General features: G+C 71.5%; 23 protein-coding genes and 2 pseudogenes. 12 read left to right on the top strand and 13 right to left on the bottom strand.

What is annotated here, in order from left to right; genetic code table 11:
* A pseudogene (locus tag ACFY2B_RS25760) lies at window positions 1-223 on the top strand (hypothetical protein); the annotation flags it as partial.
* Between the two features lie 360 nt (window positions 224-583).
* On the opposite strand, the gene ACFY2B_RS25765 reads toward ACFY2B_RS25760, so the two are convergent.
* Window positions 584-1,150 carry a TetR/AcrR family transcriptional regulator gene (locus ACFY2B_RS25765; RefSeq protein WP_390765440.1) on the bottom strand — a complete coding sequence of 189 codons (567 nt, stop codon included), beginning with the start codon at window positions 1,148-1,150 and terminating at the stop codon, window positions 584-586.
* 100 nt (window positions 1,151-1,250) lie between these two features.
* Between ACFY2B_RS25765 and ACFY2B_RS25770 the strand changes: the two genes are divergently transcribed.
* A complete protein-coding gene (locus ACFY2B_RS25770) occupies window positions 1,251-3,473 on the top strand; it encodes an MMPL family transporter (protein ID WP_390765441.1) in 2,223 nt (740 codons plus the stop codon).
* Window positions 3,474-3,636: 163 nt separating this feature from the next.
* On the opposite strand, the gene ACFY2B_RS25775 is transcribed toward ACFY2B_RS25770, so the two are convergent.
* Window positions 3,637-4,050, bottom strand: coding sequence for a zinc-binding dehydrogenase (locus ACFY2B_RS25775; RefSeq protein ID WP_390765442.1), 414 nt, complete (start codon window positions 4,048-4,050; stop codon window positions 3,637-3,639).
* Between ACFY2B_RS25775 and ACFY2B_RS25780 the strand changes: the two genes are divergently transcribed.
* Window positions 4,012-4,911, top strand: a complete 900-nt coding sequence (locus tag ACFY2B_RS25780; RefSeq protein WP_390765443.1) for a zinc-dependent alcohol dehydrogenase family protein — start codon at window positions 4,012-4,014, stop codon at window positions 4,909-4,911. The two genes, ACFY2B_RS25775 and ACFY2B_RS25780, sit on opposite strands and share 39 nt — an antisense overlap.
* A 76-nt stretch (window positions 4,912-4,987) precedes the next feature.
* Here ACFY2B_RS25780 and ACFY2B_RS25785 read toward each other — a convergent pair whose 3' ends face one another.
* Together ACFY2B_RS25785 and ACFY2B_RS25790 are read right to left on the bottom strand one after the other, a co-directional pair.
* Window positions 4,988-5,116: a hypothetical protein gene (locus ACFY2B_RS25785; protein ID WP_390765635.1), complete on the bottom strand. Its 129-nt coding sequence runs from the start codon at window positions 5,114-5,116 to the stop codon at window positions 4,988-4,990.
* A gap of 110 nt (window positions 5,117-5,226) precedes the next feature.
* Window positions 5,227-6,093 (bottom strand): oxidoreductase, encoded by an 867-nt coding sequence (locus ACFY2B_RS25790; protein WP_390765444.1) that lies wholly within the window; start codon window positions 6,091-6,093, stop codon window positions 5,227-5,229.
* Between the two features lie 109 nt (window positions 6,094-6,202).
* Between ACFY2B_RS25790 and ACFY2B_RS25795 the strand changes: the two genes are divergently transcribed.
* From ACFY2B_RS25795 to ACFY2B_RS25805, 3 genes are all read left to right on the top strand, one after another.
* On the top strand, window positions 6,203-6,850 hold the full coding sequence (locus ACFY2B_RS25795; RefSeq protein WP_390765445.1) for a TetR family transcriptional regulator: 648 nt from the start codon (window positions 6,203-6,205) through the stop codon (window positions 6,848-6,850).
* Window positions 6,851-7,013: 163 nt separating this feature from the next.
* Window positions 7,014-7,475: a hypothetical protein gene (locus ACFY2B_RS25800; RefSeq protein ID WP_390765446.1), complete on the top strand. Its 462-nt coding sequence runs from the start codon at window positions 7,014-7,016 to the stop codon at window positions 7,473-7,475.
* Window positions 7,475-12,010, top strand: a complete 4,536-nt coding sequence (locus ACFY2B_RS25805) for a cation-translocating P-type ATPase (protein WP_390765447.1) — start codon at window positions 7,475-7,477, stop codon at window positions 12,008-12,010. The genes ACFY2B_RS25800 and ACFY2B_RS25805 overlap by 1 nt, the downstream gene beginning before the upstream one ends.
* Before the next feature lie 276 nt (window positions 12,011-12,286).
* Here the strand turns inward: ACFY2B_RS25805 and ACFY2B_RS25810 are convergent.
* A pseudogene (locus ACFY2B_RS25810) lies at window positions 12,287-13,023 on the bottom strand (glucose 1-dehydrogenase).
* Window positions 13,024-13,229: 206 nt separating this feature from the next.
* Between ACFY2B_RS25810 and ACFY2B_RS25815 the strand changes: the two are divergent.
* From ACFY2B_RS25815 to ACFY2B_RS25825, 3 genes are all read left to right on the top strand, one after another.
* Window positions 13,230-13,412, top strand: a complete 183-nt coding sequence (locus ACFY2B_RS25815) for a hypothetical protein (RefSeq protein WP_390765448.1) — start codon at window positions 13,230-13,232, stop codon at window positions 13,410-13,412.
* Between the two features lie 5 nt (window positions 13,413-13,417).
* Window positions 13,418-13,756: an ArsR/SmtB family transcription factor gene (locus tag ACFY2B_RS25820; protein WP_390765449.1), complete on the top strand. Its 339-nt coding sequence runs from the start codon at window positions 13,418-13,420 to the stop codon at window positions 13,754-13,756.
* Window positions 13,757-13,947: 191 nt separating this feature from the next.
* The gene (locus ACFY2B_RS25825) at window positions 13,948-14,175 is read left to right on the top strand and encodes a DUF6126 family protein (protein ID WP_390765450.1); all 228 of its coding nucleotides are present in this window, start codon (window positions 13,948-13,950) and stop codon (window positions 14,173-14,175) included.
* Window positions 14,176-14,469: 294 nt separating this feature from the next.
* On the opposite strand, the gene ACFY2B_RS25830 is transcribed toward ACFY2B_RS25825, so the two are convergent.
* From ACFY2B_RS25830 to ACFY2B_RS25855, 6 genes are all read right to left on the bottom strand, one after another.
* Window positions 14,470-14,820 carry an ArsR/SmtB family transcription factor gene (locus ACFY2B_RS25830; RefSeq protein WP_376529112.1) on the bottom strand — a complete coding sequence of 117 codons (351 nt, stop codon included), beginning with the start codon at window positions 14,818-14,820 and terminating at the stop codon, window positions 14,470-14,472.
* A gap of 232 nt (window positions 14,821-15,052) precedes the next feature.
* On the bottom strand, window positions 15,053-15,478 hold the full coding sequence (locus ACFY2B_RS25835; RefSeq protein ID WP_390765451.1) for an ATP-binding protein: 426 nt from the start codon (window positions 15,476-15,478) through the stop codon (window positions 15,053-15,055).
* Window positions 15,478-15,891, bottom strand: a complete 414-nt coding sequence (locus ACFY2B_RS25840; protein WP_390765452.1) for a pyridoxamine 5'-phosphate oxidase family protein — start codon at window positions 15,889-15,891, stop codon at window positions 15,478-15,480. Before ACFY2B_RS25840 ends, ACFY2B_RS25835 begins: the two co-directional genes overlap by 1 nt.
* Complete coding sequence (locus tag ACFY2B_RS25845; protein WP_390765453.1) at window positions 15,888-17,612, bottom strand: SulP family inorganic anion transporter; 1,725 nt, start codon at window positions 17,610-17,612, stop codon at window positions 15,888-15,890. The genes ACFY2B_RS25840 and ACFY2B_RS25845 overlap by 4 nt, the downstream gene beginning before the upstream one ends.
* Entirely contained in the window at window positions 17,609-17,950 is a 342-nt protein-coding gene (locus tag ACFY2B_RS25850) for an ArsR/SmtB family transcription factor (RefSeq protein ID WP_390765454.1), read from the bottom strand. Before ACFY2B_RS25850 ends, ACFY2B_RS25845 begins: the two co-directional genes overlap by 4 nt.
* Window positions 17,951-18,172: 222 nt before the next feature.
* Window positions 18,173-18,811 (bottom strand): TetR/AcrR family transcriptional regulator, encoded by a 639-nt coding sequence (locus ACFY2B_RS25855; RefSeq protein WP_390765455.1) that lies wholly within the window; start codon window positions 18,809-18,811, stop codon window positions 18,173-18,175.
* A gap of 515 nt (window positions 18,812-19,326) precedes the next feature.
* Here ACFY2B_RS25855 and ACFY2B_RS25860 point away from each other — a divergent pair.
* Together ACFY2B_RS25860 and ACFY2B_RS25865 are read left to right on the top strand one after the other, a co-directional pair.
* The gene (locus ACFY2B_RS25860) at window positions 19,327-19,986 is read left to right on the top strand and encodes a nuclear transport factor 2 family protein (protein ID WP_390765456.1); all 660 of its coding nucleotides are present in this window, start codon (window positions 19,327-19,329) and stop codon (window positions 19,984-19,986) included.
* Between the two features lie 555 nt (window positions 19,987-20,541).
* Window positions 20,542-20,934, top strand: coding sequence for a peptidase inhibitor family I36 protein (locus ACFY2B_RS25865; RefSeq protein WP_390765457.1), 393 nt, complete (start codon window positions 20,542-20,544; stop codon window positions 20,932-20,934).
* A 382-nt stretch (window positions 20,935-21,316) separates the two neighbouring features.
* Here the strand turns inward: ACFY2B_RS25865 and ACFY2B_RS25870 are convergent, their stop codons facing one another.
* Window positions 21,317-21,793, bottom strand: a complete 477-nt coding sequence (locus ACFY2B_RS25870; protein ID WP_390765458.1) for a MarR family winged helix-turn-helix transcriptional regulator — start codon at window positions 21,791-21,793, stop codon at window positions 21,317-21,319.
* 47 nt (window positions 21,794-21,840) lie between these two features.
* On the opposite strand from ACFY2B_RS25870, the gene pip reads away from it, so the two are divergent.
* Window positions 21,841-22,824 (top strand): prolyl aminopeptidase, encoded by a 984-nt coding sequence (gene pip / locus ACFY2B_RS25875; protein ID WP_390765459.1) that lies wholly within the window; start codon window positions 21,841-21,843, stop codon window positions 22,822-22,824.
* A gap of 187 nt (window positions 22,825-23,011) precedes the next feature.
* Here pip and ACFY2B_RS25880 read toward each other — a convergent pair whose 3' ends face one another.
* Complete coding sequence (locus tag ACFY2B_RS25880) at window positions 23,012-23,821, bottom strand: alpha/beta fold hydrolase (protein ID WP_390765460.1); 810 nt, start codon at window positions 23,819-23,821, stop codon at window positions 23,012-23,014.
* Window positions 23,822-23,844: the final 23 nt, after the last annotated feature.

Consider the following 23,844-nt stretch of genomic DNA (forward strand, 5'->3'; position numbering starts at 1 on the left):
CACCCTGCGGCTGCGGATGGCCGGCGAGGAACACGAGGTCGTCGAGCACGTCCTCCTCGGCGGGCAGGACCTCCTCGCGACGAACTCCAAGGCCGGGCCGCGCCGGGTCGAACCGCGCAGCTCCACCCACCACCAGGTGGAGCCCACCGGCCTGTCCGCGCAGCTCCCGCCGGTCTCCTGGTCCATGATCCGCACAGCACCGCGCGCCGTCGCGGCACCGTAGCCGCGTCCGGGGCCCACGGAGGCCGGGCCGTACCGAATCTGCCGGTGAGCCTCCGTCGCCGGCAGAGCACGATCCGCCGGGAGCACCACGAGGCCCGGTACGGCACGTACTTCCGCTACCGACAGCCCCTACCGACAGCCCCTACTGAGCACACCGTGTCCGCTGGTCAGCGACCGCGCCTCAGCCGGTCGACCCAGCGGCCCACACCCCGTCGTGACCGGCGAGGACGCCGCTGAAGCGGTCGCCGATCCGCTGCCCCCGCACGACCACCCGTCGATGTCCCCGGCAGCGCAGATGTCCCGGCCGGGCCGACGACACCGGGGCGAGGGGCGTGACCCCTGCGGACGGTGGGGCGGGGAGTCAGCGCTCCGACAGCGTGGCGAGTCCGGCACGCAGGAAGGCCATCGCCGCCTCGATGCCGGCTGTCTCGCGGGTGCGGAGCAACTCCGCGACGATGGCGGCCGCCGCCGCGGCGACCATGCGCGGCCCGAAGTCGTGGGGCGTGCCCCCCGTCTCCTCCGCGAGGCGGCGGGCTCCTTCCTCCACGACCTCGCTCACCCGGGCGTTGGCGATGGCCTTGAGATCCGGATTCAGGTCGAGCATGCGCTCGCAGACCTCGTCGAGCGCGTTGCCGCTGGTGAGTTCCTCACGCAGCCACTGTTCGAGCGCGTCGAGCGCCGACTGGTCGACACGCCGGACGCGCAGAGTGGCGGCCAGACGCTCCGTCATCGAGGTCACCTGGGTCAGCGCCAGGTCGAGCTTCGACGGGAAGTACAGCGTGACCGTGCGTGCGGACACTTCCGCGCGCTCCGCGATGTCCGCGATGGTCGTCGTCTCGAAGCCGCGCTCCGCGAACAGCGTGATCGCCGCTCGCAGAATCGCCTCTCTGCGCCGGGCCTTGCCTAGCTCTCTCACCCCGTCGCTCATGACTCGAAGTTTACCATCGAAAGCGAATTTACCATCAAGTGTAAAAATACCTTAGGGTGTAACCGGAGATGCTCGCACTGGACAAGGACGAGGACAGAACATGGCGTCACGCCTCTACACCTGGGCGCGCTGGGCGACACGGCGGCGCGGCCGGGTCATAGCCGTCTGGCTGCTGCTGCTCACCGTGGTCGGTGGCCTGGGCATCACGCTGCACGGCAAGGTCACCACCGACTTCACCGTGCCGGGCATCGAGTCACAGCGTGCCCAGGACCTGCTCAAGGACAAGTTCCCGCAGGCAGCCGGCGGCACCGTCAGAGTCGTTTTCGCCGCGCCGAAGGGCACCCAACTCACCGGGTCCGGGCCCGAGAACGCCGTACGGACAAGCCTGAAGAAGGCCGCCGGGGTCGAGGGCGTCGTGCGCGTCACCGATCCGGTCGAGACCCGTACGATCTCACCGGACGAGCGCATCGGCTACGCGGACGTCCTGTTCAGGGATCCGGCGCCCGACGTTCCGCAGAGTGCCAAGGACTCCCTGTCCGACGCCATGACCGCGGCCCGCCAGGCCGGTGTCGAGGTCGAGTTCGGCGGCTCCGCGATGCAGCCCAAGACCGAGGTCGGCGGCCCCGCCGAGATCGTCGGCGTCGTCGTCGCCTTCGCCGTCCTGGCGCTCGCCCTCGGCTCGCTGATCGTCGCCGGACTGCCCCTGCTGACGGCGCTGGTCGGCGTGGCCGTCGGTGTGCTGGGCGTGCAGTTCGTCTCCCGCTTCGTCGAGATGACCGGCACCGCCACGGTGCTGGCACTGATGATCGGCCTTGCCGTCGGCATCGACTACGCGCTGTTCATCATCTCCCGCCACCGCGAACAACTCGCCGATCCCGGGCAGGACGTGGCGGACTCCATCGCACGAGCCGTGGCCACCGCCGGCAGCGCGGTCGTCTTCGCCGGTGCCACTGTGATCATCGCGCTCGCGGCCCTCGCCGTGACCGGCATCCCCTTCCTGACCGTGATGGGGCTGGCCGCCGCGGCGACCGTCCTGATCGCCGTCCTGGTGGCCATCAGCCTCGTGCCGGCCGCGCTCGCCCTGTTCGGCGAGCGGCTGCGCCCGCGTCGCCGTCGCGACAAGGACCGTACCCGCGACTCCTGGGCCATGTCCTGGGCGCGTGCCGTCACGAGCAAGCCCGTGATCGTCCTCGTCGTCGGCGTCATCGGGCTGCTCGCCCTCGCGCTACCCGCACGTGAGCTGCGCCTGGGCCTGCCGAGCTTCGCCTCCCAACCGGCCGACAGCACCGAGCACAAGAGCTATGACCTGCTGACCGAAGGCTTCGGCCCCGGCTTCAACGCCACGCTCACCGCCATCGTCGACACCGCCGCGATACCCGGCGCCGAACGCGAGTCCACTCTGGCGCACCTGCACACGGCACTGGCCGCCGAGCCGGGCGTCGCCACCGTCTCCGCACCGGTCACCAACCCGGCGCGCACCGTCGCGGTGATGGCCGTCGTGCCGGAGACCGGCCCCGACGCGCAGGCCACCACAGATCTTGTCCATCGCCTGCGCGACACCGGGCCAGGCATCGCGAAAACGGGCGGCACCCTCTACATCGCCGGTGCCACCGCCGCCGGGATCGACGTCTCCGGCAAACTCTCCGGCGCACTGCCGCTGTTCGTGGCCATCGTGGTGATCCTCGCGCTGCTCCTGCTGGCCATCGCGTTCCGTTCGCTGCTGGTCCCCGTCAAAGCCGCGCTCGGCTTCCTGCTCTCGGTCGCCGCGTCGCTCGGCGCCACCGTCTGGGTCTTCCAGCAGGGCCACCTGAGCGGCCTGCTCGACATTCCGGCCGCGGGCCCGGTGACCAGCTTCCTGCCCGTCCTGCTGATCGGCGTCCTGTTCGGACTCGCCATGGACTACGAGGTCTTCCTCGTCAGCCGGATGCGCGAACACCATGAGCACACCGGCAAGGCGGCCGACGCCGTCGTCCATGGGGTGGCCGCGAGCGGCAGGGTCGTCAGCGCGGCGGCGCTCATCATGGCAGCCGTCTTCGGCGGGTTCGTCTTCAACCACGACCCGATCATCAAGTCCATCGGCTTCGCCCTCGCGTTCGGTGTCGCGGTCGACGCGTTCGTGGTCCGTATGACCCTCGTCCCCGCCGCGATGGCGCTGCTCGGCCGGCACGCCTGGCGCCTCCCCCGTGCTCTTGAGGCCCTCCTCCCGCACGTCGACATCGAAGGCGCCAAGCTGCCCGCACGAAGCACGCCGAGGCGAACCGACACCCAAACGACCGGCACGAATGAGTTTGACCAGCATCGGAATCCGACGATCGCCCGCTGAACCGCGGCCGTCCCTGGCGCAGTAGAAGCAGTAGAAGCAGTAGAAGCAGTAGAAGAAGGCACCTGTGCCGTGGAACCGGGGCTCACGGAACCCGGCACAGATGCCCTTCTCCGTCCTGGCTCCGGGCGCCGCGGCCGGACCAAGGGGTGGTGTCAGCCCGCGGTCATGTCGATGACGGTCTTTCCCCGGGCGCCGCCCGCCGGTTCCGCTCGAACGCCTGGGCCGCCTCGCCCAGCGGCACCCGGCGCTCCACGACGATGCCGAGGGTTCCCTCGACGGCCATGCGGCCCACCTCGGTGATCCGGTTCAGCTTGTCGTCGTGGACGTGGTTGACCGCCCTGATCCGGCCCGACTTCTGGAGTTCCTCGGTGGCGGCGAAGTCGATGGACACGGCGTTGCGGCCGTCCTTGAGGTGGGCGGCGACGGCCTCGAAGGCGGCGACGACCTCGCCGACCGGCCGGGCGCGGTAGTCGACGGTGTCCTGGGCGCCGCGCGCACGCACCCCGGCGTCCGCCTGCGGAGCGGCCGTGGCGATGACGTGGACACCGCGGGCCGCGGCGATCCGGGTGGCGAACACACCCTGCTGGGCCAGTACGGCACCGACCCCGTCTTCCCCTCCGGTATCGGCTACGAGGCGGCCGGGGTGGTCGAGGCCCTCGGAGAGAGCGTGAGCGGGCTGAACGTGGGCGACGCGGTCAGCGTGGTGCCGTCCTTCACCATGACCGACTACCCCGTGCACGGCGAGGCCGTCCTCGCCCCCGCCCACGCGGTCGTCGCCCACCCCGATCGGCTGTCTTTCGAGGAGGCGGCCTCGGTGTGGATGCAGTTCATCACCGCCTACGGGGGTCTCGTCGACCTCGCGGGCGTCCGCCCCGGTGACACCGTCCTGATCTCCGCCGCCTCCAGCAGCGTGGGCCTCGCGGCCATCCAGATCGCCCACAAGGCCGGCGCCCGCGCCGTCGCCCTCACCCGTACCAACGCCAAGCGCCAGCAGCTCCTGGACGCCGGCGCCGACGAGGTCATCGCCACCGCCGAGGAAGACGTCCCGGCCCGCGTGCGGGAGCTGACCGACGGCGAGGGAGCCCGCGTCATCTTCGACCCCGTTGGAGGAACGGCCCTGGCCGACCTGGTCACCGCCGCCGCCCGAGAAGCCCACATCGTCCTCTACGGCGTACTGGACCGAACCCCCACGCCGCTCAACGTCGGTGAGGTCCTCTTCAAGCGCCTCACCATCCGCGGCTTCGAACTCTTCGAGATCACCACCGACGACCAGCGCCGCGCCGAAGCGGTCGCCTTCGTCACCGACGGCCTCGCCAAGGGCGAGCTGACCCCCGCCATCGACAAGACGTTCGCGCTGGAGGACATCGCCGAGGCCCACCGGTACCTGGAGGCCGGGGGGCAGGTCGGCAAGATCGTCGTCACCGTCCCCACCAGCTGAACGCCCGTGTGAAGCAGACGTCAGCCACCCACGGCGACGCGGCACCGCGGCGGGCCTCTCAGCCGCCCTTGCGTGCTCACTCGTCGCCGGTGGCGTCTCTGCCACGCAGGGGCCGCAACCCGCCGGGCGGGTCGGGAAGCTGGAAGGAGTACCGGCCGGGCACGCTGATGTGACGCACGAACGGCGACAGCCGGACAACGTCCATCTGCTGCCCTCCATGCTTTCGTCGATCTGTGGCTGGTGGTGCCGCGGAGTCATGGGGAACCCGAGCGGCTCCCTGAGGTGCGATCCCCGATCCGATCCGTCGAGGGCCGGTCACCGGCCGATGGCGTCCAGCTCCGCGACCGCATCCGCGGGCAGGGTCAGCTCGGCGGCGGCGATGTTCTCGCGCAGGTGGGCCACCGACGAGGTACCGGGGATCAGCACGATGGACGGCGAGCGTTGCAGGAGCCAGGCCAGGGCGACCTGCTGGCGGGAGGCTCCCAGACGGTCGGCCACGTCGGTCAGGGTCTGCGACTGCAACGGGCTGAAGCCGCCCAGCGGGAAGAACGGGGCGTAGGCGATGTTCTCGGCGGCGCAGCGGTCCACCAGGGCGTCGTCGGCGCGGTTGGCCACGTTGTACAGGTTCTGCACGGTGACCACGGGGGCGATGCCCTGGGCCTCGGTGAGCTGGGCCTCGGTGACCCCGCTCAGCCCGAGGTGGCGGATCAGCCCCTGCTCGCGCAGCTCGGCCAGGGCGCCGAACTGCTCGGCGACGGAGTCGCCGTTGCCGCCGTCGAGAGCGGCGGTGCGCAGGTTGACCACGTCCAGGGTGTCCAGGCCGAGGTGCTGGAGGTTCTCGTGCACCTGGGCCTTGAGGTCGGCGGGGTCCAGCGAGGGGATCCAGCCGCCCGTCTCGTCGCGGCGGGCGCCGACCTTGGTGACGATGTGCAGGCCGGCGGGATAGGGGTGCAACGCCTCCTTGATCAGCTCGTTGACCACGGCCGGGCCGTAGAAGTCGCTGGTGTCGATGTGGGTGAGGCCGCGCTCGACCGCCTCGCGCAGTACGGCGACGGCCTGGTCGTGGTCCTTGGGTGGTCCGAAGACGCCCGGGCCGGCCAGCTGCATGGCGCCGTAGCCCATACGTGTGATGGTCAGGCCGTCGGCGAGGGTCAACGTCTGAAAGGTCGGGTTCGTGGTCATCGCGGTGTCCTTCGAGGTCTGCCGTCCAGTCGTATCTAACTGGATAGATACACCGTAGGCCGGGTGTCCGCGCAAGTCAAAAACTAGTTACTTACGCTAGGTTGGCATCATGACGACGCGACCGAACGGCATGGACCGCCAGGCCCCCCGCCCGCGCGATTCCCGGGCGACCAAGGAACTGCTGCTCTCCGCCGCCACGGCGGAGTTCGCCGAGTACGGTCTGGCCGGGGCCCGGATCGATCACATCGCGGAGCGGGCCGGAGCCAACAAGCGCCTGCTGTACGTGTACTTCGGGGACAAACACCAGCTCTTCGACGCGGTGCTCCAGCGCGAGGTCGGCAAGCTGGCCGAGGAGACACCCCTGGTCGACGGCGACCTCGTCGCCTTCGCGGCCACCCACTTCGACTACATGCTCGCCCACCCGCAGACCGCCCGGCTGGCCGCCTGGCGCCGCTTCGAGCGCGACTACCTCACCCCCTCCGAAATCGCTGGATACCGGATCAAGGTGGACGCGGTCGCCGCCGCCCAGCGCGCGGGCCGCATGGACGACTCCCTTCCCGCGGTCGACCTGTTCGCCATGGTGCTGCGGATCACCGAGAGCTGGCTGGACGCCCCGCCCGGCCTCCAGGCCGTCGCCGGCCCGGAGGCGCGCGCGGCCGAACGCCTTGCGGAGCACCGCGCGGCACTGATCGAGGCCGTACGCCGCATCACCGCGCCCCGCGGCCGCGCCGCGCCGGACGACACCCGAGGCGCGTGAGCCGCTCGGGTGCCCCCACACCCGTTGATCATCAGGAGCTGTCCTCCCGCCGGGCCGGGGTCCGCCAGGTGTGCCGTGGTTACGTCATAAGACGGGTCGAGGGACGGGGTCGCTTGCCGCCCCGATATGCCGGGTATGTGAAGTATGGGAGGCGAGGTGGACCATGAGTGAGAACAGTAGAGCGTCGTCGACGTCCCGATCGGCGTCCCCGTCGGCGGCGGAGATGCTGCTGCGCCCGGTCGACATGGTGAAGACGACCGTGAGTCACGTGCCCGGCGCCGCCACGGTCAAGGGGGCCCTCGACAGTGTCCTGGACACGGTCGGCATCGTCTCGCCCCGCTCGCGCCGGATCGCGGCCTACGCCGGCGTGGGCGTGCTGGGTGCGGCGGGGGTGGTCGAGTGGCCGGTGGCGGCCACGGGCGCCGCGGTGGTGTGGCTGACCCAGTCCCGCCCGGGTGCCGGCGGCGCGGACGCTCCGAAGACCGGAACCCGGGCGGCCGAGACCCGTCCCGCGGCGGCGAAGCCCTCAGCCGGGCGGCGTGCGGCGACGAAGCCGGGCGAGGCCGGGACGGCGGCCAAGACGGCGACGGCTAGGACAACGACGCCCAGGACGCCGAGGCCGTAATGATCCCTCGCCTGCTCACCCGGCTGCCGGCGGCCGGTCTCGGCCTCGCGCTGGGGGCACCCGTTCGGGCGACCCGGCGGGTCGTGCCGACAGCAGGGGCCGCCGTGCGGGGAGTGGTCGATGCCGCCGAGGCAGGCGTGCGGACGAGCACGCGCGGGGCGGCGGCGGTGTCGGCGTCGGCGGCACGGGTGGGCCGCGTCGGCCTGAACGCGCTCACGCCCGGCCGCGGGTACTGGCAGGCGGGTTCCCGGCTACAGCTTCCGTTGCGCCCATGCCGCGGTGCCACCGTCCGGAACGCGGAGACAGCGGCACGGCAGGTGGCCGCCGCGCTGGCCAGACGCCCGGACGTGCTCGCCGCCTACTGGGACGGCGGCCTGGCCCGCCTGGTGGTGCAGACGACCCAGGACGCGGTCACCGACCGGGTGGTGGACCGGGCGACCGAGCTGGCGGCCCGGCAGCAGCTGGAACGTCCGGACGAGGACGTGCTGGAACCGGTGCACCCCGGCCACACCGGTGGCATCCGCTCCGGTGCGCTCGCCGTGGTCTGCGACGTGGTGGGCATCACGACAGCGGTCGCCGCGAGGACCGTCTGCCTGAAGAGCACGCCGCGCCTCGTCACCGCCGGTGTCACGCTGATGCGTGAAGACCCCCGGGTCCGGGCGGTGCTGCGACACCGGCTCGGCCGCTCCGCCACCGACCTGGTGCTCGCCGCCGCCAACGCCGCCGCGCACGGCATCGGGCAGTCGCCCACCTCCCTGGCGCTGGACGCCGTCCTGCGGGTGAGCCAACTGACCGAGGCCATCGCACGGGCCGCCGCCTTCGACGCCGCGCACGACACGGTCTGCGCGGCCGGGCGGCTGAGCCTGGCCGGCCGGCAGGTCGCCCGCCCGCCGGTCCACCGCTACCCGGGCGAGCAGTACCGGGACCAGGCCATCACCGGCACTTTGCTCGGCGCTACCGGAACGCTGCTGCTCACACGCGATGTGCAGGAGACCGCGGAGGCTCTGCTCGCAGGCAACCCGAAGGCCGCCCGCTACGGTCCGGCCGCCTTCGCCGCGGCACTGTGCACCGTGCTGGCCCGCGAAGGCGTCCTGGTCCGCAACCTCGATCGGCTGAGGCAACTGGAGCTCGTCGACACGGTGGTGCTCCACCCGGAGGCGCTGCGCGGCACCCGCCGTACGGTCCTGGACGCCAACCCGAACGTGGCCGGCTGGGACCACGACCGGCTGTGGCAGGCGGCGACGGCCGCGTTGGAGCAGGGCGGGCAACTCGACCTGCGCCCGGTACCGGACCGGGGCGAGCCGGACACCGGGCTGATGATCGCCTCGGACGCCGGGAGGGACATCGGCACCGTCCTGGTCGGATGGGAGATCGACCCGCTGGCCGAAGCCGCCCTGGACGCGGCCCGCCGGGCCGGCCTGTACGTGGTGGTGCTGGACGACGGATCGCTCGGTGACTTCGGCGCGCTCGCGGACGAACTCGTCGGCGCCGAAGTCCCGTTGGCCGAACTGATCAGAAAGCTCCAGCGGGACGGCCGCGTCGTACTGACGGTGGCGCACGTCCGCAGCGGGGACGCCAAGGTGGAGCAGCAGCTGAGCGACGAGAGCCGCGAGGTGCTCACCGGCCTGCTGCGCAGCGACATCGCGGTCTCGCTCACCGACGACCGCAGCGCGGTGGTGTGGCCCGCGGACGTACTGCTGCTGCACGGGCTGCGGGGGGCATGGCGGCTGCTGGACGCGATCCCGGCGGCACGGACCGTCGGCAGGCACTCCAAGACCTTCGCCGAGGCGGGCGCGGCGCTCGCCGGACTGCTGGTGGTCACGCGGGGGACCCGCGCGAAACGCCTCGCCTTCCCGCTCGGATTCCGGGTCAGCCCCGTCAACGCCGCCGCCGCGGCCGCGCTCCTGTCCGGCTGGCGCGCGGCCCTGCGCGTGAGCGCCGACCGCGCGCCGCACCCGCTGCCCCGGGTGGCCTGGCACGCCCTGCAACCCCAGGAGGTGCTGACCCGGCTCAAAGCCCGCGCCCGAGCAGCGCATCCGGGCGCGCTCGAACCCGTCAGGGAGACCCTCGTCCGGGCCTACCGCCTGCCGGTCTTCACCCCCATCCGCCTGACGGTCCGGCTGATCGCCGCGGTACGCGGCGAACTGCGCGACCCGCTCACTCCGCTGCTCCTGGTCGGGGCGATGGCCTCCGCGCTGCTCGGGTCCCCCGTCGACGCGCTGATGGTGCTCGGGGCGATGGGCATGAACGCGCTCGTGGGCGGGCTGCAACGGCTGCGGGCCGAGCGAGCACTCTCCGGGCTCAGGATGGGCCAGCGCCAACAAGCCCGCCGGATGGACGACTTGGGCGCGGACGAGGCCCGCCTGGTGGAGGCCCGACGGCTGACGGCGGGTGACCTGATCGAGCTCTACACGGGCGACGTGGTACCGGCCGATGCCCGGCTGCTGGCAGCGGACGATCTTGAGGTCGACGAGTCCTCGCTGACCGGCGAGTCGCTGCCGACCGCCAAGCAGGTCGACCCCACTCCCCAGGCTCCGGTGCCCGATCGCCGCTGCATGGTCTTCGAAGGTACGACGGTGGTGGCCGGCCACGGCCAGGCCGTGATCGTGGGGACCGGCGACGAGACCGAAGCGGGCCGGGCGGCACATCTGGCCTCGCGCGCCCAGCCGGCGCCCGGCGTGCAGGCCCGGCTGCACGAACTGACCGGCCGCATGCTGCCGTTCACCCTGCTGGGCGGCGCCGCCGTGACCGGTCTGTCGCTGCTGCGCGGTCGACCGGTACGGCAGGCGGTCCGCGGTGGGCTGGCGGTCGCGGTGGCGGCCGTCCCCGAGGGCCTGCCGCTGGTCGCCACCGTCGCGCAGCTGGCCGCGGCCCGCCGGCTCAGCCGGATCGGCATCCTGGTCCGCACCCCCCGTGCGCTGGAGGCGCTCGGCCGGATGGACACCATCTGCTTCGACAAGACCGGCACGCTGACCGAGAACCGGCTCCGGGTGGTCCGGGTCGTCGCCGACGACGGCACCGAGCACCCGGGCGACGCTGCCGAGGCGGCACCACTGCTCCACGCCGCCGCGCTGACCTGCCCGACCCACGGCCAGAACGCGGGCATCCACACCCACTCCACCGACGAGGCGATACTCGTCGCGAGCCCGCCGGGGTCACCCTGGACACCCGAGGAGATGCAGCCCTTCGAGGCCAGCCGCGGATACGCCGCCGCCGTCGGCACCGACGCGGACGGCGGGCGCTTCCGGGTGGTCAAGGGCGCGCCGGAGGTCGTGCTGCCCGGCTGCCGGGACATCGACGGCGACAGCACCGTGCGGACCCTGGCCGCCGAGGGCCTGCGGGTGCTCGCCGTGGCCCGTGACCCGCTGAAGCCCCACGACGAGCCCGACGAGGCACTCGGCCGGCCCCTCGCGGACATGGACCTGCTCGGCTTCATCGCCCTGGCCGACACCCCGCGCCCCAGCTCCGCGCCGCTGGTGGCCGACCTGCGCGAGGCCGGCGTACGACCCGTCATGCTCACCGGCGACCACCCGGAGACCGCCCGCGCGGTCGCCGTACAGCTCGGCTGGCCCGATGACGTAGCAGTCGTCACCGGCGAGGAACTGGCCGCCCAGGACCGGTCCGGCCGGGCCCGCCTGCTGCGCGACTGCGGCGTGGTGGCCCGGGTCGCGCCGGAGCAGAAACTGCACGTGGTGGAGGCGCTCCAGGAGGCCGGTCAGGTGGTCGCCATGGTCGGGGACGGTGCCAACGACGCCGCCGCCATCCGCGCCGCCGACATCGGGGTCGGCATCGCGGCACGCGGTTCGGCCGCCGCCCGCAACGCGGCCGATCTGGTGATCACCAGCGACGACCTGTCGATGCTGGTCGCCGCCGTCGCCGAGGGCCGCGCGCTGTGGCGCAGCGTCGCGGACGCGATCAGCGTGCTGATCGGCGGCAACACCGGCGAGATCGGCTTCTCGGTGCTCGGCACACTGCTGTCCGGCTCCTCGCCGCTCTCCACGCGCCAGATCCTGCTGGTCAACCTGCTCACCGACATGTTCCCCGCGATGGCGGTCTCGGTGACCCCCCGGGACGAGACGGCCGACGCGCGGGCGGGCGACGAATCCGCCCTCGCCGACAGCATCCCCGTGGGCCTCGCCGCGCTGGGCGATCCGCTGAGCCGGCAGATCAGGAACCGGGGCGTCGTCACGGCACTCGGCGCGAGCACGGCCTGGCTGATCGGCACGGTCACACCGGGCTCCGCGCGGAGAACCAGCACGATGGCCCTGTGCGGGGTGGTCGGCGCCCAGCTCACCCAGACCGTGACCGGCCGTCGGCACAGCCCGCTGGTGCTGCTGACCGCCCTCGGCTCAGCCGCCGTCCTGGCCGTCCTGATCGAGACACCGCTGGTCAGCCAGTTCTTCGGCTGCACTCCGCTCGGCCCGGTCGCCTGGGCCGGCGTCACCACCGCGCTGGTCGTCGCCGTACTGGCACCGCGCGCGATGCCGTCGATCGAGCGGAAGCTGTCGGGGCTCGGCGTGCGGCTGGGCGCCTAGCCCGACGCGAGGGATGCGACCTCAGGGACGCCGGGGAGACGGCACGTCGGCGCCTCCACGGTCCAGGCTCCGTACGGCACATGCGATGACTGCCTCCCGCCGACGAGCCGGGTGGACGCTCCGGGCCGTGGCCGGCCCCGACTCAGGATCACGAAGGCCGGGGCCGGGACACGGTGACCGATCCCTGTGTTCCTCGACCGGTGGGGCGGACGCCCTCCCGACCGACAAGGAGCCGCTCCAACGGGACGCCCCTGGCCGGGGATGACGATCGTCCACTCACACCGCGGTGTTTCCGCCATCCACGACGAACTCGGCTCCGGTGGAGAAGCTGGACTCGTCGGAGGCGAGGTAGACCACCAGACCGGTCACCTCCTCGGGTTGTGCGGCACGCCGCATGGGGGTGTTGCGGACCGCGGGATGGTCGAGGGAGAAACCGTATTCCTCGGTCATCGGGGTCACGATGTAGCCGGGGTGAACGGAGTTGGCCCGGATGCCTTCGGACGTCAACTCCGCGGCCACGGTCTTGGTCATGCCCCGCACGGCGAACTTCGAGGCGTTGTAGGCGATGCCCCGGGGATGCCCACCAGTCCCGCGGCCGAGGAGATGTTGGCGATCGAGCCGCCGCCGGCCCGGCGCCTGGACGGGATGACCGCCTTCATGCCCAGGAACACACCGACCTGGTTGATGTCGACAATGCGGCGGTACTCGGCCTCGGTCGTGTCCAGCAGCGGGGTGCCCTGGCCGACTCCGGCGTTGTTGACGAGCACGGTGACCGGGCCGAAGGCTTCCTGGGCCGTTTCGACGACCGCGTCCCACCCGGCGGCGTTGCTGACGTCGTGGACCACGAAACACGCCTTCTCTCCCGGCCGGGCGGCGAGGGCGTCCCCCTCGTCCTTGAGCAGGTCGGTGAGTACGACGGACGCGCCCTCCGCGACGAAGCGCTGCGCGTGGACGGCCCCCATGCCGCGTGCCCCGCCGGTGATGACGGCGACCCTACCGTTGAGACATCCCATGATCCTTCACTCCTTTCTGCCCGGGGCCTCTGTCCCAGGGGCGTTCCGCACAGTCATGCTGGCGGACAGGTCACGAGGCCGAGAAACGGCAGAGACCGGCGAGGGCGTCCGCACCGAAGCGGCGGCGGATCCCTCTACAATCAAATTGAAGAGTTCTTCAATTGGCAAGTTGCTGTGGTCCCTAGATCCACTGTCCGGAGGTCGGAGTGAACGAGGTCGCCGAGGCGTTGCTGGCGCGGGTTCGTGCGGCGCGGGCGGCTCTGGCGGCTGCCATGAGCGCCGGGGACGCGTATGAGGTCGCCGTGGCCCAGGACGAGCTGGACGATGCGGTGCGGCTGGCGCGGCGGCACGGGCTGGACGTCGATGAGCCGGAACTGGAAGAGGGGTGATCGGGATGCCGGTTCCGCTGTACGAGGCGAAGGCCGAGTTGTTCCGGATGCTGGGCCACCCGGTGCGCATCCGGGTACTTGAGCTGTTGCAGGACGGGCCGAAGCCGGTGCGTGACCTGCTGGCCTCGATCGAGGTCGAGCCGTCGAACCTGTCCCAGCAGCTGGCGGTGCTGCGCCGCTCGGGCATCGTGACCGCGACGCGTACCGGGTCGACGGTGGTGTACGAGCTGGCCGGGGGCGATGTGGCCGAGCTGCTCGCCGCCGCCCGCCGGATCCTGGCCACCCTTCTGACCGGCCGGCAGGACCTGCTGGACGAACTGCGTGCCACGGGGCCCGCGCGTTGAGCGGCGGCGGAGAGCCGCGAATGCCGCGGCGGAGGCGACGAGGCCATGGGCGCGGGGCCGCGAAGGGTGGCCGAGCCGACTGCTGACCCCGACGGCGACGTCAGTGCGGCACGCACCGCCGATCAGGACGGCCAGGTCTTGTCGGCGCGGTTCAGCCCGCCGTCGTAGGGGCGGGGTCATCAGCGGATTTCATGGGAGAGCAGGGAGACGACACGGTGACCGACCAGGCATCTGACCAGGCATCCGACCAGGCAACGGACCCCTCCGCGGGGAGGAAGCGGAAACCGAAGACCAGGGACAGGGAGCAGTGGATCGAGCGGGGTGTCGCGATCCGGGCGGGCTTCTACATCTTCGGCACGCATCTGCTCGCCGGGTTCGTGTGGCTGTTGTTCTACCTGGGCGAGCACGCACAGAAATGACCCGACGGGAAGGCGCGCGCACCGTACCGCGGGGCTTCACCGTCCGGGCGGGGCGGGTGCAGCCACCCGCCCGGTGGTGCGGATCTCGCGCAACAGGCCCATGAGCCCCTCCCCGTCACGGTGAGGACTCCTCCGCTGTGTGACCAACGAGCCGTCAGACGAACGGAGTTACGACATCGTCTCCGGGCTCCGCCTCCGCGGCGCACCCGCGTCGACCGGGGAGGCGGCCGTCTCCCCATGCCGTAGAGCCCTGTCCAGTTCAGGGGGAGACGGCCGCCGGTCACGCGGCCGTCGCTACGACGGCGGCTTCGCCTCTCCCTGCGCGGCCCGCAGATCGGCGAGAAGCTCGGCCTGCCCGGCCAGCACGCCGGACAGGATGGTGCGGGCCACCCGCAGCAGCTCGGCGACGTGCGGGCTGGTCAGCGAGTAGTACACGGTCGAGCCCTCCTTGCGGCTCACCACGAGATTGGCCCGGCGCAGCACGGCCAGCTGCTGCGAGAGGTGCGCGGCCTCGATGCCCACCTCGGGCAGCATCTCCGCGACCGCGTGTTCGCGCTCGCTCAGCAGCTCCAGGACCCGGATGCGGGCCGGGTGGCCGAGAGTTTTGAAGAACTCGGCCTTCAGCTGGTACAGCGGCGTACTCACCGTGCCGTCCCCTTCCCGATACAACGGCACGGCACTACCGGCCGGGCCTCGACGCCTCGCATCCACCCACTCGTCAAGAACATGCGCCCCATCCTCGCCCGTGGCACCGGCCAGGCCGAATCCGTACCGAGAAAGAGGCCCGCCGCATCCGGCGGTGACGGACCCGCCGGCTCCGGATCCCGCGGGCCGGCCGTCGACCGGACGGGATCCGAGGGAGTCCCAGGCGCTCCGGTCAGAGGGGGAGAGTGATCCAGACGGCCTTGCCGTGACCGTCGGCGTCGGCGCGGACCACCGCCGTGCCGTCCAGGGCGAGCACGAGTTCCATGACGGTGGCCAGGCCGCCCGTACCGGCGCGGGTGACCGCCTCGTACAGCGCGGGCCGGTAGGGGTGGCGGTCGTGGACGGCGAAGGTCAGCCGGTCCGGGCTCGCCGCGTAGACCACGGTGACCTGCGGGGAGAGGACGGCGGTGTGGCGGACGGCGTTGGTCACCAGCTCGCTCAGGATCAGCAGGGCCGGGTCCACCACGGGGTGGCGCAGGCTGATCCCCCACTCGACGAGCGCCTGCTCGGCGGTCTCGCGGGCTGTCCGCACGGCGGACGGTTCGGTGGGCATGGTGAGCACATGCCGGTAGGGCAGGGCCCCCAACTGCGTGAACATCAAGCCTCCGCGCGGGCGAGGCGGAATCCGGCGACGGTCTCCGGGCGCAGGCTCAGCAGGGTGTCGTGCGGACCGGGGGACCAGCCGGAGAGGGCGCGCCGGTGGCAGGCGGCCTCGTCGGGGTCCGTGATCACCTCGGCCGGTCCGTGGACCGTGACCTTCCAGCCGGGGCCGGGCACGGCGCGGCTCTCGTCCACCTGGTACGTCGCCGTCACGGGCACCGCCGCGGCCGGGGCCGGGGCCGGCGTACGCACGATCAGGCGGCCGTACTCCCACACATGCCGGCCGGGCCGGATCACGGTCAAGTCCCGCTGTACGCACACCAGTCGGCCCGGACCGCTGCCCTCCAGCAGCCGCAGGGCCTCCGCGCCGGAGACCTCGACCATGCGCAGGGCGGCGGGCGGAGTACTCATCGCGGAGCCTCCTGGACGGAGGTGCGGGGCTCGTGCGCGGGAAGGGCGGACCAGACTCCGGCCGTCTCCAGGTGATCGCGGGCGGCCCGGATCGCCTCGGGGGTGGTGGCGTACTCCCGGCCCTCGTCTTGCAGCAGGTCCAGCGCGCCCACGGAGTCCAGCACCCGGCGCTGACCCGCTCGTATGCCGGAGGCCAGGACGACGATGCCACGGCGGTGCAGCTTCGCCACCGCGTCCTTCAGGACCAGGGCGCCGGTGGCGTCCATGGTCGACACCCGGGACATGCGCAGGATGACGACACGGACGTCGGCGACCTCGGTCAGCTCCAGCAGGAAGCGGTGGGCGGCGGCGAAGAACAGCGGGCCGTCGATGCGGTAGGCCACGATGTGCTCGGCCAGCAGCGCGTGTTCCTCCGCGCTGTGGTCGCCCCGGTCCAGGGGCACCTGGTCGATTCGGGCCTGCTTCGCGACGGCGCGCAGGGCGAGGGCACCGGCGACGGCCAGGCCGATGATCACGGCGTAGACGAGGTCCAGAGCCAGGGTCGCGACGGCGGTGAGGACCAGGATCAGCGCGTCGGAGCGCGTCGCCTTCACCATGGCCTTCAGCGAGCCGACCTCGATCATGCGGACCGCGGTGGCCAGCAGGACCCCGGCGAGGGCGGCCAGCGGGATCCGGGAGACGAGGGGTGCCGCCGCGAAGACGATGACGGCGAGGACGGCGGCGTGGATGAGCGCGGCGAGGCGGGAACTCGCGCCGGTGCGGACGTTGACCGCGGTGCGGGCGATCGCGCCGGTCGCCGGGACCCCGCCGAACAGCGGGGCGGCGATGTTCGCCAGCCCCTGCCCGAACAGCTCCCGGTCCGGATCATGTTTCTGACCCACCGTCATACCGTCCGCGACCGAGGCGGACAGCAGCGACTCCAGGGCCGCCAGGACGGCGACCGCCACCGCGGGGGCTAGCAGGGTGCCGAGCGAGCCGAGGTCGAGGAAGGACAATGACGGCACGGGCAGCCCGGCCGGCAGGTCACCGATCGGCTGCGCCGCGTCCAGATGTGCCAGCCGGGCCACGGCCGTCGCGGCGATCACGGCGACGATCGAGAACGGCACGCTCGGCCGCCACCGCGCCCCGACCAGCATGACCGAGGCCACCGCGACCGCGAAGCCGACGGCCGTCCAGTTCGGGGACTTTACGAACTCCTCGGCCGCCCGCCAGGCCACCACCAGGACCCGGTCGCCCGCCGGCTTGGGTACGCCGAGCGCGTTCGGGACCTGTTGCAGGCCGATCACGCAGGCGATGCCGAGGGTGAAGCCCTCGACGACCGGGGCGGGCACGTACCGCATGTACTTCCCGGCACGCAGTACGGCCAGCGCGACGAGCAGGACGCCCGCCAGCAGACCGACGGTGAGCACACCGGTCGGCCCGTACTCGCCCACGAGGGGGACGAGGACCACCGTCATGGCGCCGGTCGGGCCGGACACCTGCAAGTTCGATCCGCCGAAGACCGCTGCCAGGGCGCCCGCGACCACGGCGGTCGCCAGTCCGGCCTCGGCACCCAGCCCCGAGGAGACGCCGAAGCCGAGCGCCAGCGGCAGCGCCACGATCGCCACCGTGAGGCCCGCGAGCAGATCTCGGCGCGGATCGCGCCGGATCTCCGCGAGATCGGCGCGAGCGGGCAACAACGCGCCAACGCGAGCCCGCACCCGGCTCAATGGCAAGGTCATCGCGCCGTGACCTCGGCTTCCCGTAGCTCGGTCAGCAGCTCGTCGCGCCCTGCCGGCAGCTCGGTGAGGATGCGCCGGGCGGCCTTCAGCAGGTCGGCCACATCCCCGCCGGCCGGCGCGTAGACGACCGTCGAGCCCTCCCGCGTCGAGGTGACGATCCCCGAGCGGCGCAGCACGGCCAACTGCTGGGAGAGGCCGGAGGGTTCCACCTCGATGGCAGCCGGCAGATCCCGTACCGGCAGCGGCCCGTCCCGAAGCAGCTCCAGCACCCGTCTCCGCACGGGATGCCCCAGCATCCGGAAAAACTCGGCCTTCGCCTCGTACAGCGGAACGGACACGACCCCTCGGCTTCCCCTACGAGCCCCACCCGGGGCGGACACCAGAGGCCGTGCCCACGGCTACCTGCGAGCACGGCCAATACAGCATCTAACCAATTGCGAAATTTTGCAATTCGGCATCAGCTTGCCGCACCGGTGGCCGGAGTGGCCACTGCTTCGCATGATGGGGGCGGTCTCACCCGGTTTATATGAATTGCCCAGAGTTGGCAGTATCGGCCCGCGTCAGCCCGCGGTCGGGGAGGGGGAGCCGCGGAACGCTCCTGCCAGCACGGGGACCAGCCAACGCTCGATCTGCTCAGGGGGCTGGGCGGCCAGTTCGGTGCCGATGGGTGCCAGCGCGAGCCAGTTCAGCAGGCCGGCCGCGCACCGGATGCGGAAGTCGAACTCCTGCTCGCTGACTCCGGGAAGCCGCGCCGAGAGCACCCGGACGACGTCCTGCCGGGACTGCTGGAACTTCGCAGTCAGCCGATCCCAGCTCTCCGGAGGGTCGATCCCGACCCGCGCTACGGTCCGCATCACCGCCAGATCCCGGCCGCCGGCCGCCAGCGCGTGCATCATCGGCCCGGCGAACGCCGTGGCCAGGTCCTCGACGCTCGACGTGGCGTCGAGCGAAGCGACCGTGTTGATCTGCGCGTCCAGATACCGCTCCAGCGCGTGCTCGATCGCTGTATCGCACAGCCCCTTCAGTGACCCGAAGTGGTAGCTCACCGCGGCGACGTTGGCTCCGGCGTGGTCCGTGATCTCGCGGAGGGTCACCCCCTCCTGGCCGCGCCGCGCGAGCAACTCCACCGCGGCGGCCAGCAGTCGGTCCCGCGTCCGCTGGCCGGCCTCGCGGCGTTGATCTGTCCGTTCTGTGGCCATGGGTAGAATTCAAACAGCTGCTTGATTTTGCTGTCAAGCGGTCCAGTGTGAGGCAAGTAGCCTGTCGCAGGAAATGCTGCTATGTCGTGAGGTATTGGACATCAGGGCGTCGGGGCGTCGGGTGTCGAGGTCGCTGAGGCCGCTGGGGGCACGAGGGCCACTGGGGCTGCCGGGGCCGCCAAGACCGCCGAGGCCGCCAAGACCGCCGGGATGTCAGGCCGGCGATGGCCTGCTCGCCGGCCGCACCGACCGCCGGACTGCCGCCGGTAAGCCGAGCGCCGGCGAACCGGAACTCGTCTTGCCCGGCCGCCTGTTGGTCGCCCGCCAGTCGGCCCGGGCAGGGGTGCTCCCCGAAGCGCGATGCCTGCGCCGCACATAAATCAATCAATCGATTGACAACTCTGGCCGTCGTCCATACAGTTCAAGCGATCGATTGATTAGTTAAGCGCCCCCGCGCGGCGCGAAACCGTTTCGGCGGTTCTCGGATCCCGGGAACCAACCTGGAGGAACACGACATGAAGTCGCTCGGATGGAAGACGATCGTCGCCACGACCGCGGTCGCGAGCCTGGGCAGCCTCGCCATCGCCGCCGCGCCGACCCAGGCCGCGAGCCCCGCCGCCGGTGGCACGCAGGCCCGCACCGTCAGCAGCTCGGAGGCCCACGCGGACCTGAGCCCTCGCGAACTGTCGGCGCTGCCGCTCACGAACCGCCACCTGACCCGGCATGAGATAGCCAGTCTCGCGGTCGTGCTGAACGCGTACCACGTGGCGGAGGGCAAAAGCCTGGACGTCGACGCGTTCATCAACAGCTTCACCAAGGACGGCGTCTTCAACGACGAGGTCGCCGGCCAGACCTACCAGGGCAAGGCACTCGGTGACGTGCTGACCCGCATGGCCGGCATCTTCCCCGACGTCCACCGTGACCTCAAGAGCATCACCGTGAACGGCGACGTGGTCAGCCTCGAGCTGTCGATCCAGGGCACGTTCGAGGGACCGGTGCAGACGCCGGCGGGCACCCTCAAGCCGACCGGCGCGAAGATCGACGCGCCGACCGCCGACTTCTGGTACTTGCAGGATGGCAAGATCAAGAAGTTCGACTGCTACGTCGGATACACGGCCATGTACGCCCAGATGGGTGTGAACCTCGACTGGGCCGGGGCGGTCGCCAAGGGCTGAGCCACACCCTGGCGGGTGATGCCCGGCACCGCCGGTCGTGCATCACCCGCCGGGCTCGGCTGCCGACACGCTGAACTCAATGGCTGCTCGTCCTGGACGTGAGACGGCTGTCGCTCTGCTGCCCTCGGCAAAGGAACTGCCCGCCGACCGGCTACTGGAGCGCACCGGCTCCGAGCGGCCGCGGCACGTCCGCGTCGGCGCATTCCGGTTGCTCGACGCGCATGGCGACATCGCGGCGCCGCGGGCGGCGGTCGGTTTGTTGGAGGACCCGGATGTGAAGCTGCGCACCTGGGCCGGGCAAGCCGTGCAGCACTGGCATCCGTCGGCAGACGTGCGGCACCGCACCGCACCGGGGCACGGAACACCCCTGTCGGCTGACGACGGCACCCGCAAGCAAGAGACCGCTTATGAATCATTGCCGGAATTGGCCCACTCGTTTGAGGGATGGTGTAGCCGGCATTCCACATCGATACTTTCGGCCTTGCTTCCCGAAGGGGAACAAGGCGGCGGCCGGACTTCCCGGCGCCGCACGAATCGAAGGAGGGCACTACCCTCATGCAACGATTCTCACGACTGTGCGCCGCACTGGGACTCGCCGTGGTCGGAGTAATGGCATCCACGACCACAACCCAGGCGGCCACGGCGACCCCCGGAACGGGCACGTCGATCACCGCGTACCAGGACTGTCCGGTCGGCTGGTTCTGTGCCTGGGAAGACGCAGGTGGCTGGGGCAGGATGGCGCGCTTCCAGATGGGCTCCGACGACCTCCGCGACTTCAACTTGAACGACCAGATCTCCTCGGTGTGGAACAGGACCGGCAAGACTTTCTGCACGTGGCTGAACATCAACCGGGACGGCGCCACGTGGCCAGTGGGGAACTGGCAGGGCAACACCTCCCTGTACAACCGAAACGACAACATCAGCTCCCTGTGGGTAGGGGCATGCTGATCACCCAGCCCGAACAGACCTGGTCAGGGAATAGCACGTCTCCCTTTGACGGGTCGATCGGTCGATCGGACGGGTCTTTCCGACCAGTGATCACTGCTGCGGTGAGGGACCGGATCGAGCCGCTGATGCGGGCCGATCCGGTCCGCGCGCGGTAGCGGGCCGGCCACGGCCTACGGCTGCCCGCGGAGTTGAGGGTGGTGCGTGCCGGTTCCGCTCGTCGGGGGGAGGGGGAGTGGTTCTGCCTCTGCTCGGGGAGGAGAGCCCGGGCGGTGCCGGCGTAGGGGAACGGCAGGCAGTTGCGGACGGTTCATCTTTCTCCCCCCTGTGTGGTGTGCGGCTGACACCTGGCACCTACCCCAGCCGGCGTTTGCGGGACAGCCCTTCAGAGCCGATACGCCGCCGTGATCCGCTCCCGGAACGGGCGGCGGCGTACCGCCTCCGCCACCTCCGTCAGCAGATCCGCCAGCGGCATGGAGAGCTCCGCGTCCAGCTCCGCCATCGCCGCCACCGTCGCGTCCCACTCCGCCTCGATCTGCGGCAGCAGGGCATGGGCCTTCGGCGTGAGCTCGATCAACCGGCGGCGGGCGTCCCGCGGGTCGGGGGTGTGGGTGACCAGGCCCGCGCGGGCCATCTCGGCCGCCGTCTGGCTTGCGGCGGAGTGCGTGACACCCACCGCCGCGGCCAAGTCGCGGACCGGGAGCGGGCCTTCGGCCAGGAGAGCCCGTACGACCGGAGAGAAGCGGGGCCGGTACTCGGCGAGGTCCTGCTCCTGGTAGACCTTGGCCACGTCGCCGTCGAGCAGTTCGAGGAGGTGGCGGAGCAGGGTGCCTACGGCGGCCGGGTCTGGATGATGGCTCACGCTGCTAATGTAACAGCGCTGTCATATCCACGGGAGGCGCGTCTCACATGGCCGAGCTGTATCCGCCCATCGAGCCCCACGAGCACGGCATGCTCGACGTCGGCGACGGCAACAGCGTGTACTGGGAGACCTGCGGGAATCCCGCGGGCAAGCCCGCCCTCGTCCTGCACGGCGGGCCGGGGTCCGGCGCGGGGCCGTTCTGGCGCCGCCTGTTCGACCCCACGGCGTACCGCATCGTGCTCCTCGATCAGCGCGGATGCGGCCGGAGCACGCCCGACGCCGCCGATCCGCGGACCTCGCTCGCCGCCAACACCACTCCTCATCTGATCGCCGACATCGAGCTGCTGCGGCAGCACCTCGGCATCGAGAAGTGGCTGGTCATCGGCGGCTCCTGGGGAGTGACCCTGGCGCTGGCATACGCCGAGCAGCACCCCGGACGCGTATCCGAGCTGGTCCTCTTCAGTGTCACCAACAGCACCCGCCGTGAGGTGGAGTGGGTGACCCGGGACATGGGGCGGGTCTTCCCCGAGGAATGGGCCCGGTTCCGCGAGGCCGTACCGGAACCGGAGCGCGACGGCAGCCTGGTGGACGCCTACGCCCGGATGCTCGCCGACCCCGATCCGGCCGTACGGGAGCGGGCGGCGCGGGAGTGGTGCCGGTGGGAGGACGTGCACGTGTCCACCCACCGGGGGTACGAGCCGGATCCCCGCTACGAGGACCCCCGCTTCCGGCTGCGCTTCGCCCGCCTCGTCACGCACTACTGGCGGCACGCAGGGTTCCTGGAGGACGGGGCGCTGCTGCGCGACGCCGGGAAACTCGCCGGCATCCCCGGCGTGATGGTCCACGGGCGGATGGACATCAGCGGGCCCCCGGACGTCGCGTGGCGGCTGGCTCAAGTGTGGCCGGACGCGGAACTCGTGCTGATCGGTGAGGAGGGGCACGGGCTGTCGGGGGACGCCACGACGAAGGCCGTCCTGGCGGCTACGGACCGGTTCCGGCCGGTCCGGGAAGGGACGGCCGCCACGGTCTGAGTCATCGACTCGGCCCAGGGGAGGATTGGTCAAGTTCTTTGGATCAGTCAGGCTGCATGGTTTCGGGGCGTTCGACGAGCTGTCCGCGTTCGAAGCGGGCTCCGGCGCGGTGTCGAGCAGGGCGGCGGGTACGGCGCGCAACTCGGCCCAGCCGGCCTCCCCGAGGGTGACAACTCTCTCTCCGGGATCAGTGCCGCGGCCGGCCGGTGGCATGGGCGTCGGCGAAGTCCCAGAGGATCGGCAGGAGTTTCTCGGGCGTCTCGCTCTGCGGCAGGTGACCGGTGCCCTCCATCAGACGGAACTCCGCGTCCGGGATGGCCTGTGCGTAAGCGTGTCCGTAGTCGGCGTCCACGACCTGGTCGCTCGCGCCCCATACGACCTGGACCGGATGGGTGACCTTGGCGAGACGCTCGGGCAGGGTGGGGTCGGCCATGGCGTGGAGGCCCGCATACACCCGCAGGGCGGTTCGGTTGGCGGCCATGACCGCGCGCTGCGCATCGGTCAGCGTGCCGGGGTCGAAGCGGAACTTCGCGGGGTCGTGGAAGGAGAGGCGGGACAGCTCGATGGGGGTCAGGGAGAAGGTGTCGGCGATGGGATGGCCGGGGACGGGGATGCCGACCGCGTTGACGAGGGTGACGCTGCTGATCCGGTCGCTGCCCAACGCCGCCAGTTCCGCGGCGGTCCAACCGCCGAGCGAGTTCCCGACGACGGCGACGTCCTCCAGGCCGAGCGCGTCGAGGAGGTGCGCGTACACCTGGGCCAGGGTCGTGACGTCGGTCAGCCATGCGGGGCGGACGGTGCCGTCGAAGCCGGGATGGACGGGGGTGAACACCCTGGCCGGGCGCTGTGCGGCGAGGAGACCGGCGAACGGGGTGACAGTCTGCGGGCCGCCACCTCCGTGCAGGAGCAGGAAGGGGCGTCCCTGCTCGCCGTGGACGTCGACGGCGATGTCGAGGGTGCCCTGATCGAGGGTGAGGGTGTGGGTGCTGCGAGTCAATTCCCTGCTCCTTGAGCGGATGA

The sequence above is a fragment of the Streptomyces sp. NPDC001270 genome, from assembly GCF_042896695.1.
In the GTDB taxonomy this organism is placed as follows: domain Bacteria; phylum Actinomycetota; class Actinomycetes; order Streptomycetales; family Streptomycetaceae; genus Streptomyces.